Origin of the sequence: Microcoleus sp. AT8-A3 (assembly GCF_036705675.1) — a bacterium.
Classification (GTDB): domain Bacteria; phylum Cyanobacteriota; class Cyanobacteriia; order Cyanobacteriales; family Microcoleaceae; genus Microcoleus.
Map to the genome: position 1 here is coordinate 21,394 of NZ_JAUBVD010000021.1, position 17,846 is coordinate 39,239.

A 17,846-nucleotide genomic window follows, 5' to 3' on the forward strand; every position below is an offset into this window, starting at 1 on the left:
AAGCTGTTGACTACTGACTGAGGACTACTGATTAATAGTCATCAGTCATTAGTCATTAGTTATTAGTTATTAAGCTACTGACTACTGACTACTGACTACTGACTACTGACTACTGACTACTGACTACTGACTAAGGACTAAAAAAATGACCGTCAAAGTTTTAATTCCAACCCCCCTGCAAAAATTTACCAACAATCAAGCCACCATCGAATGCGCCGGCGATAACATTTCCGAATTAATTGAATCGCTGGAAACCAATTGTCCCGGCATCAAAAAAAGCCTGTGCGACGAAAAGGGAGAACCCCGCCGATTTCTCAACTTCTACGTCAACAGCGAAGACATCCGCTTTTTGGATGGCTCAAATACAGCCCTCCAAGATGGCGATGAAGTCAGCATTGTTCCTGCTGTTGCTGGTGGCTGATTAATTTTCAAATAAACGCAAGTGAACGCAGATAGTTATTTAAATCTATCTGCGTTCACTTGCGTTTATTTACGGTTTAAAAACTACTCCTTCGCTAAGCTGTTCGGCATTTAAAGGGCTTGCGTAAGGTGCGTCAGCATCTAAGGTTTTCCGTTTCAGCGTAAGGGTTATAGCTGACGCACCCTACTAGCCTCGTTACTGGTTTAAATGCTCCACAGCTTAACCGAGAAAATCCTACAAATCCCGGATTAGGTAAGGAATGAGAATTAAATAACTTACAATTTTAATTGTTATTGTGGGATGTGCGTCCCGCCCGTCCAAAAAGGACGGGCGGGACGCCATCCCACAATCTTGTGGAAGTTATTTAATTCTCATTTCTTATATCTAGGCTGGTAGTTGCGCTTGGGTACCCAAGCGCAACTACCAAACCTAAAACTCCTTTCTTTGTTCGCAGTGCGTCCGAGAATTATCCTACTAGGAAGCTGCCCTTGCAGCAGTCCGGGGACGGCGCCGGCCCGTCACCTGATTGGCAGGAGATGGCAAGGATGGGGATGATGGCGATGACGGCGATGATGGCGATGATTGCGAGGATAATAGCTTAGGTGCTTCCAGGGCACCTGGAGATACTGCTGCTTTTTCCGATCGCACTGCTTCTTCAGGAATTTGCATCAGGAATACCAACAGCGGATTGCTTTGCAGTTCCCGGCGCATCACTCGCTGAATTGCTTTTTCTATTTGCGTTTGCACTCCTACCCAGTCAACATCAACTTGTGAGTCAGCAGTGGCAGGTTTTACAAATTCTGACCAACGATCGCTCAAAACTGTTTCAATGGTTTGAGTGATTAATTTGATAACCTCCGCGCGATCGGCTGATGTCACTACACCTTTCAAGTGGACTTCTGGTTTAGCAACTAATTTGCCTTCCCAATTCAAAGCCGCCGCTACAGTTACAACGCCATCTCCCGCCAACTGCTGACGTTCCTTGAGGACGCTAGCTTTGACAACGCCCGATCTAGAAGCATCTACCAATTCAATTCCTGAAGGCACTTGACCAGCAACTCGTATCGAATTTTCGGTCAATTCTACGACATCGCCGTTATCAATAACCACCATATTGCTAGCGGGAATGCCCATGCTTTGAGCCGTCTTGGAGTGCTGGATCAGCATCCGGTGTTCCCCGTGAACCGGCAAGAAGAACTTGGGACGAGTCATGTTAATCATTAACTTTTGGTCTTCTTGACAACCGTGGCCGGAAACGTGAATGCCTTTGTCGCGGCCGTAAACCACGTGTGCTCCTAGCATCATCAGTTTATCGATCGTGTTTACCACTGCGATCGTATTTCCCGGAATCGGATTAGCTGAGAAAATGACAGTATCGCCCTTTCTGATTTTCAGTTCGTGATGTTCGCCGTTAGCAATGCGAGTCATCGCCGCCATCGGTTCGCCTTGGGAACCTGTAGTTAAAATCAGCACCTTGTCTTCTGCCAAATTGCGGATTTCTTTCAGCGGTTTGAAAATACTATCTTCGCATTTGATGTAGCCAAGATTGCGGCAGTGAGCGATGACGTTAAGCATCGACCGGCCAACCACTCCGACATACCGATTGTTTTTCTTAGCCAAGTCCAAAACAATTTGCAATCGGTGTACCGACGAAGCAAAAGTCGTCAGCATTATCCGTCCCGGTGCTTGAGCGATAATTCTGTCTAAATTCGGCGCCACAGAACTTTCCGAAGCGGTAAAACCGGGAACTTCCGAGTTAGTAGAATCGCTGATCAAGCACAGCACGCCTCTCTCGCCGTACTCCGCCAGCTTTTGCAAATCAAAATGCTCGCCGTCTACAGGAGTGTGGTCAATTTTAAAGTCTCCGGTGTGGATCACAATTCCGACGGGAGTGTGAATTGCCACCGTAAAACTGTCGGCCATCGAGTGAGTGTTGCGGATGTATTCGACTAAGAAATTCTTGCCAATTCTGACAGTATCCCTGGGTCTAACCGTTCTCAATTCAGTGCGGTGAGACACTCCGGCTTCTTCGAGTTTTCCGGCTAGCAAAGCCATCGCCAAACGCGGGCCGTAGATGACTGGAATTTCAAATTGTTTGAGGTGATAAGGGATACCACCTATGTGGTCTTCGTGACCGTGAGTCACGATCATACCTTTAATTTTGTGGCTGTTTTCCCGCAGGTAAGTCATGTCGGGAAGGACAATATTTACCCCGTGCATTCCATCTGTCGGGAACGCTAAACCGGCATCTAAAAGAATGATTTCGTCGCCGTACTCGAACACACAAGTGTTTTTACCGATTTCGTGCAGCCCGCCGAGGGGAATAACTTTTAGAGCAGATGCAGTTGTATTTTTGATCATGCGTATCCTTTGTTAGTTATTTTTGTTATTGGTCTGTGGTCTATGGTCTGTCGTCTTTCGTCTTTCGTCTACGGTTCGTTGGTAGGGCGATATTTTTCCAAATATTTATGGAAAAATCCCTGGCGGGTTTTACTCTCCCGTACAGTCAGTTGTCTTTGGCCTTCATTCTTCTATCTTCAGTCTTTAATGCTTGACTGTTAGCTACTTACTAACACTTAATTACTAATGACTGATAACTCAGAACTAATGACTGATAACAACCAATATTCAGTTGTCTGAAAACTCGTTCTCGCTCGTCTAGCTAGCTGATACTGCTGCTAGCTGACTCAGTACGTCCTTTAACTTTTGAGTTACCTCAACGGGCGGATCGCACAGGGGCGGACGGGTGGAGCCGACATCCCAGCCTTGAAGCTTGAGAGCTGTCTTGACTGGAATGGGATTTGTGGTGAGAAAAAGAGCTTTAAACAGGTCAAAAAGTTGCAAGTGAATCTGGGTAGCGACTTGAACTTGACCGGCCTCGAAAGCTTTGATCATCTGTTGCAGTTGTTCTCCTACCAGATGGCTGGCTACGCTAACTACACCAGATCCTCCTACCGCCAACATTGGCAAAGTTAGGGAATCATCTCCAGAATAGATGGCAAATTCAGGGGATGTCAAGCACCGAATTTGACTTGCTTGATCCAAGTTGCCACTTGCTTCTTTTACGGCCACAATGTTGGGAATTTGGGCCAATCGAGCCACCGTCTCCGGCAACATATTCTGACCAGTGCGACCGGGGATGTTATATAACATTATAGGCAATTCTGGAGCAGATTGCGCGATCGCCCGAAAATGATTATATAAACCTTCTTGCGGGGGTTTGTTGTAATAAGGAACCACCTGCAAACAACCGTCTAACCCTAGTTTAGCTGCTTTTTGGGTAGCTGCGACTGCTTCTGAAGTAGAATTCGAGCCTGCTCCGGCGATTACCAACGCCTTACCGGCCACCGCCTTTTGTACCACCTGAAATAATTCGTACTCTTCATCCCACGTCATAGTGGGAGACTCGCCAGTAGTGCCGCACACTACCAAGCTATCTGTACCGCGATCGGCTAAATGAACTGCCAATTGTTCTGCTACCGCATAGTTAACGCTGCCGTCTTCCTTAAACGGCGTAATCATTGCAGTCAGAACCCGTCCAAACTTTACCACACTTTCTCCGATTTTAGACTGTTGATGTTTGATTTTAAATTTTTGATTTCAGATGAAAGGTTTATCTAAAATCCCCAATTTCAATTTTCAAGTTGCGAGGCTTCCCCTAATTAGAAGCCGCCGCCACTTGGCTTCGCAACAAATTTTTTTCTACCAGCAACTCAGCTATCTGCACCGCATTTAAAGCCGCCCCTTTGCGAATTTGATCGCCCGACAGCCACATTTCCAACCCGCAGGGGTGAGAAATATCTTGGCGAATCCTGCCGACTAACACGTCATCCTTACCGCTGGCTTCTGCGGGCATCGGGAAATAATTAGCTTGCCAGTCTTCTACCAGCTTAACCCCGCTTGCCTGCTTTAAGATTTCCCTGGCCTCGATCGCGCTAAAAGGCTCTGCAAACTCTAGATTAATCGCTTCCGAATGAGCCCGCAGTACGGGAACCCGCACACAAGTTGCCGTAATTTTAATCTCGTCCGTACCAAATATCTTCCGAGTTTCGTTTACCATTTTCATTTCTTCTTCACAATACCCCAAATCGTTAATCGGGGTGTTGTGCGGAAACAAATTAAATGCTAACGGGTAGGGAAATATATCTGTTTTGGGAGTTTCTCCCTGCAAAATTGCTCTTGCTTGAGCTTTCATTTCCTCCATTGCCCTGGCCCCCGCCCCGCTGGCAGACTGGTAAGTTGCTACAACGATGCGCTGTATCGGCCTAACTTTGTGAAGTGGCCAAACGGCAACCGCCATCAAAATAGTCGTGCAGTTGGGATTTGCAATTATACCTCGGTGAGCTGCTGCCGCTTGGGGATTGACTTCGGGAACCACTAGCGGTACCGTCGCATCCATGCGGAAAGCGCTAGAATTGTCAATTACCACTGCCCCGGCTGCCACAGCTTGCGGAGCCCATAATTTAGAAGTAGAGCCGCCGGCAGAGGCGAGCACCAAATCTACATTATCAAAAGATCGCGCCGAAACTGCTTCCACCTGCAGCATCTCGCCCCCAAAAGGCAAGGTAGTGCCTGCTGAACGTTCCGAAGCCAGCAGCTTCAAGTGAGAAATCGGAAAAGTCCGGCTGTGCAAGAGTTCTAGCAACTCGGCCCCGACTGCGCCGGTAGCTCCTAAAATGGCAACTCGATAGGATTGAGACAAATTAGTTTCCTCCACAAATTAGAGTCTAAAGGATCGAAATCAAAAATTTAAATAACTGCAATTCTCAATATCAAACTTAATTAATGTTATGCGATATCAGGAGCATGAGAGGATAGCAATGGTGCAGTTAACCTAAAAGGGCGATCGAACTTCCCGATCGATCCGTGCGATCGTACCCAATGCCAGTTTAGCATCTTTTGTCGCTCGCCCACGCCCAATCCGCATCCGGTTAAGTTTTGCGATATATCTGCATTTTCGCAGGCGCATCCATTGACTTTGACTGGCCGCAGAGACCGGCAAGATTGACATCACAGGGCGATATGTGCTATGGTGCATCGGCAATTAGTGGACTTAACCTCCACATTCCTAGCAGCAAAAGCTAGTATCCTCAAACCCAAACTATTTGGCAAGAGCCAAAAAAGTAGCCGGCAATGACTTACAGTCTCATCCGGTAAAGGTGTTGTAGTTGTGCCGTTACGAGTCAAAGCGTACAAAATTAAAATGCAGGCAAAGTCAGATTTGTATGTATTTTATCAAGGAAATTGGGTCTAAAACCCTGTCCTTCTAGGACGGCTTTAATTTCTTAAATCCCTTCCTAAAAGTCAGGAAATTTCTAGTATTCTAGAGTAGTCAAGGTTAAACTCCTGCGCCCTAGTGCATAAAAACAGTTAACGACACACTTTGGCGCGTAAACCGGGGGACAAAGAGCGGCGAAAACTCTATAAACAGCTAGGGGCTTAACACAGTTCCTTTAACCAGAGAAACAAACTATTTAGTCTTGTTAAGTAGGGTAGGGCATACCCGAACTCTAGGTAAATATCCTAGTACGCTTTTGGAGATAGACCAAGAGGGATGACTGCGAATCAGGCTCGTTAATTGGTAGGATTTCTACGGTTAAAAAGTTTGAGGATTGCCGAAAGGACGCAACATTTTAAGGTCAGTCGCTGAATTAAGAATCCCTGACCTAAAGGACAGGGAGTGTCAATACACTATTGTTAAATATCAAAAAAGCCGATGAAAGTAACCCAGGAAAAACTTCCAGCTAGCCAAATTGGTCTGGAAATCGAAGTACCGTCAGAAAAGTCAAAACAAGCTTACGAGCAAGTAATTAAACAATTTGCTCGCGAGGTTAGTATTCCTGGGTTCCGCAAAGGCAAAGTTCCCCGTCAAGTTTTGCTACAGCGCCTAGGCCAGAGTCGTTTGAAGGCGACGGCTTTGGAAAATTTGATTAATGATTCCCTGCAAAAAGCCCTCGAACAAGAAAAAATTGCGGCAATTGGCAGTTTTGAACTTCGCACCGAGTTTGAAGAATTACTAGAGAAGTTCGATCCAGAACAGCCTCTGATTTTTTCGGCGAAGGTTGATGTACAACCCGAAGTAAAAATGGGTCAGTACACAGGTTTGCAGCTTCAAGCAGAAGAAGCTAAGTATGATGAGGGTCAGGTAGATGAGGTATTGGCAAAATATCGATCGGACAAAGCTACTTTAATCCCCGTAGAAGGCCGGCCAGCTCAGTTGGGAGACACGGCTTTGGTTGATTTCTCCGGTAGATTTGCGGAAGCACCAGAAGGCGAAACTCCCGCAGAAATTCCCGGTGGCGAAGCAGAAGACTTCCAAGTAGAATTGTCGGAAAATCAGTTTGTACCGGGCTTTATCCAAGGCATGATCGGGATGAATCCAGGAGAAACGAGAGAAGTTTCTGTACAGTTCCCCGAAGAGTATAGCAGTGAAGAATTAGCCGGAAAACCAGCAGTCTTTACGATTACCCTCAAAGAACTTAAGGAAAAAGAATTGCCGGAGTTGGACGACGACTTCGCCCAAGAAGTCAGCGAGTTTGAAACCTTAGCAGAACTGCGCGAATCGCTGGAAACTCGGTTTAAAGCCGACCAAGAAAACCAGACATCAGCTAATAAGGAAAAAGCTATATCAGCAGCACTTGTGCAGCTAATAGAAGTGGAAATTCCCGAAACAATGGTCGATCGCGAAATCGATTATTTGTTGAATCAACAAGCCCTCCAATTGAAAAATTACGGCATAGATATCAACCAACTGTTTACCGAAGAAAATATGGGGCCGATGCGGGAACGCTCGCGCCCGGAAGCAATCGAGCGCCTCAAGCAGAATTTAGCTCTGGCAGAAGTAGCCAAGCTGGAATCCTTATCTGTTGAACCAGCAGAAGTAAAAGCAGAAGTAGCAAAAATCAGAAAGCAGTTTCCCAAAGGAGATTTTGACCCCCAAAGGTTGCAGGAATTTGTAGCAGAAGACTTGCTCAAACAAAAAACCCTGAAATGGTTGGAAGAAAAAGGAACAATCGAACTCGTACCTGAAGGCTCACTGACTCCTGCAGCAGCAGAAGAATCAGAAGAATCGGACGCTGAAGATTCAGCAGAAGCAGCCACGAGCGTTGAAGTGGAAGTCGTAGGCGAAGAATAGGGCGCAGAATCAAAGTAGTAGGGACACCGCACGCCAGCCCTTCTTCGTGTCAACAAACACGTTAAACCCGCAGTCGGGCAGGGGTTTAAACCCCTGCCTCAAAGCGCAAGTCCTCGCTATGAGGACTGAATAATTCATTAGTCCTCATAGTGAGGACTTTAGCTATAAGCCCCGTGGAATTGATTCCCTGGCGGACTAGCGGGCCCACTGGTGGACTTGGCAGGCTGAAAGCTTAAGTGGACACTAATTGGCTCTTGGAGTGTGCCTAGGGCGGGGATCGGGGGTATCTGAAGTGCGATCGAATTTTACGTTTAATGTCGAGCTACTGTTGAATTTGGGTTAAATAGTCACAAGATTTTTGCTCGACTATGCCCTGTTTGGCCAATGCCCAATTCCCCATTCCCCCGATATCTGTTCAGAAGAGGCATAATAGTTAAAAGCTGGCGGCTTAATTTAAAGCTTTCATCAGCAGCAGCAAATTGTCTAGAATCCTTGACTGGTGTCTTATGGTTGTATCTCAATCTTCCAATTACCTAATTACAAGCTATAACGATTTTGATGTCAGTTCCAGCCCCAGCAATGTAGTGCCGATGGTGCTAGAACAGTCGGGGATGGGCGAGCGGGCTTTTGACATTTACTCGCGCTTGCTGCGGGAGCGAATTGTGTTTTTAGGAACTCCCGTAACCGACGAAGTTGCTGACTCAATAGTGGCTCAGCTATTGTATCTAGATGCCGAAGACCCAGAAAAAGATGTCCAAATGTACATTAATTCCCCCGGTGGCTCGGTGACGGCCGGCATGGCAATTTATGACACAATGCAGCAAATCCGCCCGGATGTGGTGACGATTTGTTACGGTTTGGCAGCGAGTATGGGCGCATTTCTGCTGACAGCAGGAGCTCACGGTAAGCGGATGTCTCTTCCGAGTTCCCGGATTATGATTCACCAGCCGCTTGGAGGTGCTCAAGGTCAAGCAGTTGATATTGAGATTCAAGCCAAAGAAATCCTTTATCATAAGCGTAAGCTGAATCAACTGCTAGCGCACCACACGGGTCAACCGATCGACAAATTAGAGGCGGATACAGAGCGCGACTTTTTTATGTCAGCCGAGGAAGCCAAAAATTACGGTTTGGTCGATCGAGTTATCGCTAAGGAAAACCTTCCGACGGCGGGAGAGAATGTCACTGCACTGAATTAAGAGGCTGTTATGTCTAAGTACGACTCCCATCTAAAATGTTCGTTTTGTGGCAAGTCTCAAGAGCAAGTACGCAAGTTGATCGCAGGGCCCGGGGTGTATATCTGCGACGAATGCGTTGACTTGTGCAATGAAATTTTAGATGAGGAGTTGTTTGATTCGAGTGCAGTGCCCGCAGCGGCGGTGGCTCCGAAGCAGGAAACGACGCAAAAGCGCCGCGGTACTTCGGGCAAAAGTATGTCGCTGAGCCAAATTCCCAAGCCGAGGGAAATTAAAAATTATCTCGACGAAAATGCGATCGGGCAAGATGAGGCGAAAAAGGTGCTCTCGGTGGCAGTTTACAACCACTACAAGCGCCTGAGCTTTATCCATGCCAAAAATAGTGGCAAGCACCCGCCGGAAGAAGTAGAACTGCAAAAATCGAATATTTTGTTAATCGGGCCGACTGGTTGCGGCAAAACTCTGCTGGCTCAGACTTTGGCGGATATGCTAGACGTACCGTTTGCGGTGGCTGACGCGACGACGCTGACGGAAGCGGGCTATGTCGGGGAAGATGTGGAAAATATTTTGCTGCGGCTGCTGCAAGTGGCAGATATGGACGTGGAAGAGGCGCAGCGCGGAATTATTTATATTGATGAAATTGACAAAATAGCCCGCAAGAGCGAAAATCCTTCGATTACGCGGGATGTGTCTGGGGAAGGCGTGCAGCAGGCGCTGCTGAAAATGCTGGAGGGGACGATCGCCAATGTACCTCCCCAAGGCGGGCGCAAGCATCCCTACCAAGACTGCATCCAAATTGATACCAGCAATATCATGTTTATCTGCGGTGGTGCTTTTGTCGGTCTGGAGAAAGTGATAGAGCAGAGAACGGGCAAAAAGTCAATGGGCTTTATTCAGCCCGGAGAAGCTCAGCCGAAGGAAAAGCGGGCTGCTGATGTACTCAAGCAACTGGAACCGGATGATTTGGTGAAGTTTGGGATGATTCCTGAGTTTATCGGGCGGGTGCCGGTGGCGGCGGTGTTAGAACCGCTGGATGAGGAAACGCTGATGGCGATTTTGACGGAACCCCGAAATGCTTTGGTTAAGCAGTATCAAAAGCTGCTGAAGATGGATAATGTGCAGTTGGACTTTAAGCCAGAGGCGATTCGGGCGATCGCCCAGGAAGCATACCGCCGCAAAACTGGAGCACGGGCGCTGCGGGGAATTGTCGAAGAATTGATGTTGGATGTGATGTACGAGTTGCCGTCGCGCAAGGATGTTGCCCGGTGTACGATTACTAAGGAAATGGTCGAGAAGCGATCGACTGCTGAGTTATTGGTACTTCCGTCTTCGCTACCAAAACCGGAATCGGCTTAAAAGTTTTCACATTGTCAATAAGTCTTTTAGGGCGGGATCTCCTGCCCAACCCATACTCCCCACAAGAAAATTCACTCTTTGTGGAACAGGCCGGAAAGCCTGTTCTTGAGCATGGTACAACATATCATATCGTTTCCGGTTGCATCGAAATTATTAGTAGCCGAAATTAGGAGACGGCAGTGCCGTCTCCCTACCCAAAATAACATTGTAGGGAGATGGCACTGCCGTCTCCTCTATCATTTCCAAGAGTGCAACCGAAATTGATATCATATCAAGCCAATGCCCAATGCCCAATTCTCATTTACCAATCAATAAAATCATCCTCACCTAACTCAGAAGATAACTCGGAAAAATCAGGTTCAGATTCCAATCTAAAAGTTTCCGACTCCCAAATCTCCAAGTCATCCGACAAATCGACTACTTGCCCGTCAAACATATCAGCCCATTGCCTAGCCCTATTCGCGACATCTCGCGCGTCATCACGCACCGCTATAGCCTGAGCGTTAAAGTCAGTTTGAGAGTCTGTAGAACCGTTTGTGGGCGATCGCGATTCGGAAATTGCCGGCACATTAACAGCGGTATTTTCAGTCGCAGGCGGGTGTTTTTGTTCTTCTCTACCCTTCCCCAAAAAATCATCTGTAATCTCAGAAGCCGCCGACTTCTGCACCTGTTGGCCCGCATCATCCGCAGGATGAGAATTGCTGGCATTTTCGCCACCACGTCCGTTAGAAGTTGGCAAATTCTTGGTGCGGGAACTATTAGTTTCAGCGGGATTTGTCAAGCCCACCTTTACTGTTACTCGACGGTTAAAAATTTGCAAAAAAGCTTCTGCAATATTAGCTACTTTGTCTTTAACCATATTGAGCAACGGCTGCGAACTAATCTTAACATAAGCAGTATCATTGCTAAAAATTACTAGCTGTCCATGTTGACGAAGCAGCGATTGAGTTCCATGGGGCCGCACGCGGTCAAGTACCTGTTCCCACACTCGATTTAAATCGATTTCATCGCCTGAATTAGCCGGGGAATAATTTGTTTGATTCGTTTCCGCAGTTGGTGCAGGTGCAGGAATCGCTGCAGGAGGTGTGTTTTCTATTCGATTAGCCACAGGCGGCGACTGCGGCGGAGGATTTTGCGAATTGGGAACAGAAGATTGTTCAATATTAGATGTTTGACTTCCTCCCGATTGTAGGGGCGGTGCCCCCGTGCCCGCCCTTGGTTGGGGGGGGTAATTTTGTGGTGGTTGAGCAACATTTTTCGCTGGTTCGGCTGTTGGTTGCTGCTGAGTTCTAATTGCTGATGGCAATAATCCCAACAGCGTTACTTCCAGCCACAAACGCGGCTGAGTGGTGTTTTTAATTTGCACTTCGTGGGTTTGCAAATGTTTCTGACCGGCCAAAATCAACTCGGCATCCCAATTGCGGGCAAAATCCCCCAGTTTTTCCCAAGTGGCCGATGTTAAAGCTACTAAATCTGACCGTTTCGGGGCAGCTTTGGCTATTAGCAAATCTCGGTAAAAGCTCGCGAGACTTTGCAGCACGATTAGCGGTTCCCGACCGCGATCCATTAGGTGACGAGTCATGTCTATTAATGCTGTAGCGTTATCTGTATCAATAGCTTGCAGCAAATCCATTAAATCATTTTCGGGAACCGCACCGACTAAATCCCAAACTTTTTCGACTGTTACTTGACCGGGAAATAAGCTCAGTTGGTCGAGCAAACTTTCGGCATCTCGCAGACCTCCTTGGGCGATTTGAGCAACCATTTGTACTGCATCACTGGCAATATTGATGTTTTCTAATTGGGCAATTTTGTGCAAGTGAGCAATCATTGCTTCGAGTGGTATGCGGCGGAAGTCGAACTTTTGGCAACGAGAAATAATAGTTGGTAATACTCTTTGTGGGTCGGTTGTGGCGAGGACGAATACAACGCGATCTGGCGGTTCTTCTAATGTTTTCAATAAGGCATTAAATGCCTGGGTACTGAGCATATGAACTTCGTCGATTACATATACTTTATAGCGGCACTGTACGGGCGAAAATTGAGCTCGTTCAATCAAATCCCGAATGTTATCTACTCCGGTGTTGCTGGCGGCGTCAATTTCGATGACATCTAGTGTCGAACCTCGGGCAATTTCTTGGCAAACGTTGCATTTGCCACAGGGTGTGGGGGTGGGGGCTACCGTAGAAATACAGTTGAGGGATTTGGCGAAAATTCGGGCACTGGAGGTTTTACCGGTGCCTCTGGGGCCGGTGAATAGATATGCTGGTGCTATGCGCTCTTGTAGGATGGCGCTGGTGAGGGTTTGGGCGATCGCCTCTTGACCGACTAATTCGGCAAATGTCTGAGGGCGATATTTGTGGTGCAGGGGTTCGTAGGTCACGATCGAATATTGGTGGTATTAGCTGTAATCTTAGCTAAGGAGACGTTGTTCGATCGCAAAGAGAGCTAGACTCTCACAGCAAGCCGCCCGGTGGGCTTGCACGGGGGGAGTGAGCCAACAGTAGGAATTAGCACTCTTCAATGTCCGCCCCTCGATCGTCCGGGCGATCGACTGTTCTGCTTGATGTTTTCCGCAGCTCGCTTCCAGAGTTAGTATTAATTTATGTGTATTTCTTTTTATTTTTCTAGAAAAGGAGACCCCCGAACCAACATTTTTTTTAGCTGTATTGGTATAATATCTTACAGACAATTCACCATTTCTATTGGCCAGTACCAGCGCACGATTTTCCGATATTTCGGAAACCTGCTTGCAGTTAAAGATAAAGTATTAATTAGAGGGTGCGTGTTCCAGTTGCAGAAATCCAGTTGTACCAAGATGATGGTGGAATGATGTCAATGTTGGTTGATCCAGTTGCACTACCAGCTCTACTCTGGAGTCCTGTATAAATATAGCGTCAAATTTTACCCTTTAAAAGCCCATGTCAACCCAAATAATCCTTGTAGAACCAAGGTTGGCAGTAGCCTCTCCCAAACCTAAACAGGCTAAACCCGGAGATCCGTCCTCAGACCAACTCTTCATGGGAGCGTCGGGATTACTGTTGTTATTGCTTATCGGTTTAGCTGTGTTTACCAAGCTAAAACTCGACGATTTGAGCAAAAAGCTCAAGTTTGAGGAGTTTAGAAATCGAGAACTCCAGAAAAAATACAAAATGGCTCTGGAAACCATGTCAAAGATGGAAAAGAATCCCGACCTTATCCACTCGCGAGACTTTAATTTAGACTACCTGAGAATGCGAATGGCGGAAGAAGTCTTTCACTTTGCCATTGTGAATCAGATTAAGGTAAAAGTCAAAGAGAAAATTAGTATTGCCCTGCGTCCGACTCAGGCTGCAGTGGGAGATAAAAACGGGAATGCCGGCAGTGGCAGGCAAGTGGATTCGATGTTTGATATCGAATACGAAACTGGCGATCCGGCGGTAAAAATAGAAAAACGAGTGCTGTTTCGGATTCAAATTAAGCTGATGAAACTGCCGACTCAGGCTACATCAGCGACAATTAATCAAATTATTGACTGTTTGGAAACTTATCTGAGTCCTTCAGACGACCACGACAGTTGGCAGCCGACAATTCAAGGTCGCATCGTTCATATTGAGTGGGATCAAAAAGCCAAGCCGACGCCGATGTTGGTGCTGGAACAGTCGAATGAAGGGGTGAATGTTACCTTTAGGACTACGAGAACGCCTGCGGGCCGACCTGCAAATGACCTTGAGAGCCAGTTGACAGGAGCGAAAGGCCAAAAAAACGGCAAAAGTAGTTCTAAAACTCCAGCCAAAGGTGCAACAAAAAGTCCTGCCAAGGTAGGAGGAAAGCGTCCCGGTTCTCGGAAATAAGTTGAGGTGGATTAATATTATTTTCCCGAAAGAACGCCTGTGGCAGCCGCTGTTGATGTATCTTGTGCGAGGTAGCCGTCTTCCATGTGAATAATGCGATCGGCTATGTCTAAAATGCGGTTGTCATGGGTGACAAGCAAAATAGTGCTGTGCTGTTCTTTGGCTAAACCTCGCATGATTTCTACCACATCTCGACCTGATTTACTGTCTAGTGCTGCTGTGGGTTCGTCTGCTAATACTAATTTCGGCTGGCTGACTAATGCGCGGGCGATCGCAACTCTTTGTTTTTGGCCGCCCGAAAGACTGCTTGGGTAATAATCTATTCTGTCTCCCAACCCCACAGCTTCCAGAATCCCTTCTATTTTATCATTAGTTTCTTTGTTAGAAAGATGGTTGTGTAGGTCGAGGGACATTTGCACATTTTGCCTAGCACTCAAGCATTTCAGCAAATTATGAGCTTGGAAAATATAACCGATGTCGCGACGGACTTGTACTAATTTATTTTTCGGCGTTCCCCGCAATTCTTGGTCGAGAATTTTCAGACTACCTTCTTGGATAGATCGCAAAGCTCCAATCAAGGTTAACAATGTTGTTTTACCAGACCCCGAAGGCCCCGTCATTAGCACGATTTCGCCCGGATAAATTTCTAGGTTGATGTCAAATAATGTCTGTTTGCGAAGTTGACCTTCGCCGAAAGAATGGTTTAGATTTTTAATTGAGACAACTGGTAGAGTGTTCATGGTTATTAGTTATTAGTTATTAGTTATTAGTTATTAGTTATGAGTTATGAGTGTTTTTTTATTTCATAATTCCTCATTCTTTAATCCGTGTATCCGTGTCAGAATCCGTGTCGTGCCTTCCTTCCTTAAAAAATATCCGCCGGATCTGCCGCCTGCAACTTCCTAACCGCGATCGCCCCCGATACAAAACACATGACTGTTGTCATGACAAACACAGTTACAACTTTCCCCAAAGTCATGTACATCGGCAAACTCGTAGCAGTTCTCGCTAAATTGTACAGCACCACAGAAATCCCAAGTCCGGGCAAATAGCCCAGGATTGCCAAAATTAAAGCCTCTTGAAAAACCACACTCAAAAAGTAACTGTCTTTATATCCCATCGCCTTCAAAGTAGCGTATTCTGGCAAATGGTCAGTAACATCAGTATAGAGAATTTGATAGACAATCACGATGCCGACAATAAATCCCATAGCCGCGCCGAGAGTGAAAATAAATCCGATCGCCGTGCTTTCCTCCCAATATTTTCTCTCAAAAGCTACAAACTCTTCTTTAGAAGCAATAGTCACGTCTTGTGGTAAAGTTGCCCTCATTTTTTCAATAACCGCCTTGACATCAGTTCCCGGCTGCAAGTGAACAATTCCGACATCAATTAAGCCTCTAGTTCTTCTACTGTTAAAAATCCGCAGAAAGTTCAAATCGCTGGTAATAATATTGCCATCAGCACCGAAAGATGCTCCTAGAGTAAATAACCCCTCTACAGTAACGCGGCGGTTGTCTATTTCAGTTTCCACAGGCTTTCCCTGGTTGAAATAGTCTGCTACTGGCCCAAACTCCGGGCGGGAAGCTCGATCGAATAAAACGACATCTGAAATTTTGATTTTGTCCAAATTATCCCTAACTTCCGGCAGCTCAAAGATGGGACGATTGGGGTCAAAACCGATTATCATCAGTTGGCGGGTATTGTTTTTGTCTGGTGCGGGATTTTTCCACAAACCAAAGCCTAGATATACCGGGCTGATTCCGGTAACGCCATTAAAACTTAAAGCTTGATACAAACGCCGTTGGGGAAAGCTTTTCATGGCTATTAAAGCCGTTGACTGGGTGCTGGTGATAAAAATATCCCCTTTTAATTGCGAGTGAAAGCTGATGGAACTTTCAAACAGCGCATCTCTAAATCCAAACTGGATAAACATCAGCAAGTCGGCAAATCCAATGCCGGCTAGCGCGATTACTAAGCGCATTTTTTCGCGAGTTAACTGTGCCCAAGCTAGCGGTATTTTTGCCATAAGAGTCAATCAATTTTAGATTTTAGATTTTAGATTGGGGATTTTGGATTGAATAATTTTAGGATTTAAGCACGGGTGTTGAGAAACCGGGTTTTTTACCCTTATATTTGATTCACACCCTTAATCTCGGTAAAAAACGCGGTTTCTTGAGTGCCCATGCGTAAGTTTGGTCAACGTAAAATTTAGATATCTATTTTAACTTCAACCTGCAAGTTTGTTAAGGTTGCAACTTTTTTGCTCGATTCCGGATCGAGGCGAATTCTAACTTCGATAACTCTTGCGTCGGTGTCGGCGGCGGGGTCCGTATTGAGGACATCTTTTTTACCGATTTGTTTGCCGATGCGAGCGACTGTCCCTTCTAGAGTGCCTGCAAAAACGGGGCTGGTGACTGCTGCGCGCTGGCCGTTTCGCACTTTGGCGATGTCGGTTTCATAAACTTCTGCTACGGCGTACATTTGATCGGTGCCGCCTAGTTCTACGATGCCGTCTTGAGTGTTGACACGTTCTCCTTGTCGGCTGTGAACTTTGAGAATGTAGCCGGATACGGGTGCTTTGATGTAACTTAAGTTTAAGTCTACTTGAGCTTTTTGTTTGGCGGCGATCGCACTTTCTACGGCGGCTTCGGCTGCTTGCACGTCTTCGGGACGGACTTCGGCAATTTGGTCGAGATTTGCTTTGGCTTGATTTATTTCTTCTTGGCCAGTTTCTGCTTTTTGTTTGAGTATTGCTTCGGCTTGATTGATTTGTTCTCGTCCTGTTTCTATCTTTTGATTTAAGGTGGCTCTGGCTTGGTTAATTTCCTGCCTACCTGTTTCTAACTTGCGTTTGAGATTGGCTCGCGATTGATTGATTTCCTGCTGGCCTGTTTCTACTGTTTGTTTGATTGTTGCTTTCGTTTCGACTATTTGCTCTTGCAGTGTTTGCACGGTTTTTTCTAATATAGCTTGCGCTTCTTTGACTCTCTGGCGAGCCGTCTCTACTGCTAAGCGTTTGGTGTCGTAGGCGGAAGCAGAAATTGCGCCTGTTTCGGAGAGTTCTTTATTGCGTTTTTCCTCGGCTTCGGCGTTGGTTAATTCGGCTTTTAGCCGATCGACTGTAGCGTTTTGAGAGGCAATTTCGCCCCGCAATTGAGCTTCTAACCTAGCCAATTTGGCTTGCTGCACCTCTGTTTCTCTTTGGAGTTGTGCCTCAAATTTAGCAAGATTAGCTTGTTCCGCTTCGGTTTCTCTTTGCAGCGCGGCCTCGAATTTGGCGACGTTAGCTTGTTCGGCTTCGGTTTCTCTTCGCAGTTGAGCTTCTAAGCGGGCGACATTGGCGGCTTCGGCTTCGGTTTCTCTTTGCACTTGTGCTTCAAACTTGGCAACTTCTGCTTTCCCGGCGCCGACAACGCCTGTTTTTGCGCCTGCTTGAATTTTCGCTAATTCTGCTTGTTTGACTTTGACTTCTTTGTCGGCTTGTTGGAGGATTGCTTGGAGCCGATCGCGCGTATCGAGAACTGCTATGATTTGTCCTTGACTGACTCGATCGCCCTCTTCCACCTGCAACTGTTCAATTCTTGCTCCCTCCGACGCCGAAGGGGCCGACAATTTGATAACTTCCCCCTGGGGAGTCAACCTACCCAAAGCGGTAACGCTGTTGCGGGTGGCGACGGAAGTTGCAGCCGCCGTTGCAGCCGCCGCCTTTAACTCTTCGGCTTTTCTAATTTGAGATACTTGCCAAAAACCGACTCCTGTGGTAATTACAGTGGCGGCGATCGCTAAACCGATGACTCCTCGCCCTGGGGGTTTTAAAAATGATTTATCCTTAACCCGTGATTCCTTTACCATTACTTATAAAGTAGGTGATTTCCTGATTAAGTTTTTTCCACCCACTATGAAGTATT

At 46.6% G+C, this 17,846-nt stretch carries 12 protein-coding genes; 5 read left to right on the forward strand and 7 right to left on the reverse strand.

Annotated features, from left to right (window positions below; translation table 11 throughout):
• The first annotated feature begins 145 nt into the window (after positions 1 to 145).
• A complete protein-coding gene (locus tag QUB51_RS14470) occupies positions 146 to 421 on the forward strand; it encodes a MoaD/ThiS family protein (RefSeq protein WP_333054763.1) in 276 nt (91 codons plus the stop codon).
• 474 nt (positions 422 to 895) lie between these two features.
• On the opposite strand, the gene QUB51_RS14475 is transcribed toward QUB51_RS14470, so the two are convergent.
• From QUB51_RS14475 to QUB51_RS14485, 3 genes are all read right to left on the reverse strand, one after another.
• Complete coding sequence (locus QUB51_RS14475; RefSeq protein ID WP_333054762.1) at positions 896 to 2,782, reverse strand: ribonuclease J; 1,887 nt, start codon at positions 2,780 to 2,782, stop codon at positions 896 to 898.
• Between the two features lie 297 nt (positions 2,783 to 3,079).
• Positions 3,080 to 3,973, reverse strand: coding sequence for a 4-hydroxy-tetrahydrodipicolinate synthase (gene dapA / locus QUB51_RS14480; RefSeq protein ID WP_333054761.1), 894 nt, complete (start codon positions 3,971 to 3,973; stop codon positions 3,080 to 3,082).
• Positions 3,974 to 4,079: 106 nt separating this feature from the next.
• On the reverse strand, positions 4,080 to 5,123 hold the full coding sequence (locus QUB51_RS14485) for an aspartate-semialdehyde dehydrogenase (protein ID WP_333054760.1): 1,044 nt from the start codon (positions 5,121 to 5,123) through the stop codon (positions 4,080 to 4,082).
• Positions 5,124 to 6,137: 1,014 nt separating this feature from the next.
• On the opposite strand from QUB51_RS14485, the gene tig reads away from it, so the two are divergent.
• The 3 genes from tig (at position 6,138) to clpX (ending at position 10,105) form a co-directional block, all read left to right on the forward strand.
• Positions 6,138 to 7,556: a trigger factor gene (gene tig / locus QUB51_RS14490; protein ID WP_333054759.1), complete on the forward strand. Its 1,419-nt coding sequence runs from the start codon at positions 6,138 to 6,140 to the stop codon at positions 7,554 to 7,556.
• Positions 7,557 to 8,062: 506 nt separating this feature from the next.
• The gene (clpP, locus tag QUB51_RS14495; RefSeq protein WP_333041644.1) at positions 8,063 to 8,752 is read left to right on the forward strand and encodes an ATP-dependent Clp endopeptidase proteolytic subunit ClpP; all 690 of its coding nucleotides are present in this window, start codon (positions 8,063 to 8,065) and stop codon (positions 8,750 to 8,752) included.
• Positions 8,753 to 8,761: 9 nt separating this feature from the next.
• Positions 8,762 to 10,105, forward strand: coding sequence for an ATP-dependent protease ATP-binding subunit ClpX (gene clpX, locus QUB51_RS14500; RefSeq protein WP_333054758.1), 1,344 nt, complete (start codon positions 8,762 to 8,764; stop codon positions 10,103 to 10,105).
• A gap of 301 nt (positions 10,106 to 10,406) precedes the next feature.
• On the opposite strand, the gene QUB51_RS14505 is transcribed toward clpX, so the two are convergent.
• Entirely contained in the window at positions 10,407 to 12,488 is a 2,082-nt protein-coding gene (locus QUB51_RS14505; RefSeq protein WP_333054757.1) for a DNA polymerase III subunit gamma/tau, read from the reverse strand.
• A 538-nt stretch (positions 12,489 to 13,026) separates the two neighbouring features.
• Between QUB51_RS14505 and QUB51_RS14510 the strand changes: the two genes are divergently transcribed.
• On the forward strand, positions 13,027 to 13,938 hold the full coding sequence (locus QUB51_RS14510; RefSeq protein ID WP_333054755.1) for a hypothetical protein: 912 nt from the start codon (positions 13,027 to 13,029) through the stop codon (positions 13,936 to 13,938).
• A gap of 17 nt (positions 13,939 to 13,955) precedes the next feature.
• On the opposite strand, the gene QUB51_RS14515 is transcribed toward QUB51_RS14510, so the two are convergent.
• The 3 genes from QUB51_RS14515 to QUB51_RS14525 form a co-directional block, all read right to left on the reverse strand.
• Positions 13,956 to 14,678, reverse strand: coding sequence for a DevA family ABC transporter ATP-binding protein (locus QUB51_RS14515; protein ID WP_333054754.1), 723 nt, complete (start codon positions 14,676 to 14,678; stop codon positions 13,956 to 13,958).
• A gap of 125 nt (positions 14,679 to 14,803) precedes the next feature.
• Positions 14,804 to 15,964, reverse strand: coding sequence for an ABC transporter permease DevC (gene devC, locus QUB51_RS14520; RefSeq protein WP_333260413.1), 1,161 nt, complete (start codon positions 15,962 to 15,964; stop codon positions 14,804 to 14,806).
• Positions 15,965 to 16,146: 182 nt separating this feature from the next.
• Positions 16,147 to 17,790, reverse strand: a complete 1,644-nt coding sequence (locus QUB51_RS14525; protein ID WP_333260410.1) for an HlyD family efflux transporter periplasmic adaptor subunit — start codon at positions 17,788 to 17,790, stop codon at positions 16,147 to 16,149.
• Positions 17,791 to 17,846 lie beyond the last annotated feature (56 nt).

What these genes read in the sequence shown, in the direction of transcription:
- tig (WP_333054759.1), top strand. Translation starts at nt 6,138, where the DNA reads ATGAAAGTAACCCAGGAAAAACTTCCAGCTAGCCAAATTGGTCTGGAA.
- QUB51_RS14510 (WP_333054755.1), top strand. Translation starts at nt 13,027, where the DNA reads ATGTCAACCCAAATAATCCTTGTAGAACCAAGGTTGGCAGTAGCCTCT.
- clpP (WP_333041644.1), top strand. Translation starts at nt 8,063, where the DNA reads ATGGTTGTATCTCAATCTTCCAATTACCTAATTACAAGCTATAACGAT.
- QUB51_RS14515 (WP_333054754.1), bottom strand. Translation starts at nt 14,678, where the DNA reads ATGAACACTCTACCAGTTGTCTCAATTAAAAATCTAAACCATTCTTTC.
- devC (WP_333260413.1), bottom strand. Translation starts at nt 15,964, where the DNA reads ATGGCAAAAATACCGCTAGCTTGGGCACAGTTAACTCGCGAAAAAATG.
- QUB51_RS14475 (WP_333054762.1), bottom strand. Translation starts at nt 2,782, where the DNA reads ATGATCAAAAATACAACTGCATCTGCTCTAAAAGTTATTCCCCTCGGC.
- QUB51_RS14470 (WP_333054763.1), top strand. Translation starts at nt 146, where the DNA reads ATGACCGTCAAAGTTTTAATTCCAACCCCCCTGCAAAAATTTACCAAC.
- QUB51_RS14525 (WP_333260410.1), bottom strand. Translation starts at nt 17,790, where the DNA reads ATGGTAAAGGAATCACGGGTTAAGGATAAATCATTTTTAAAACCCCCA.
- clpX (WP_333054758.1), top strand. Translation starts at nt 8,762, where the DNA reads ATGTCTAAGTACGACTCCCATCTAAAATGTTCGTTTTGTGGCAAGTCT.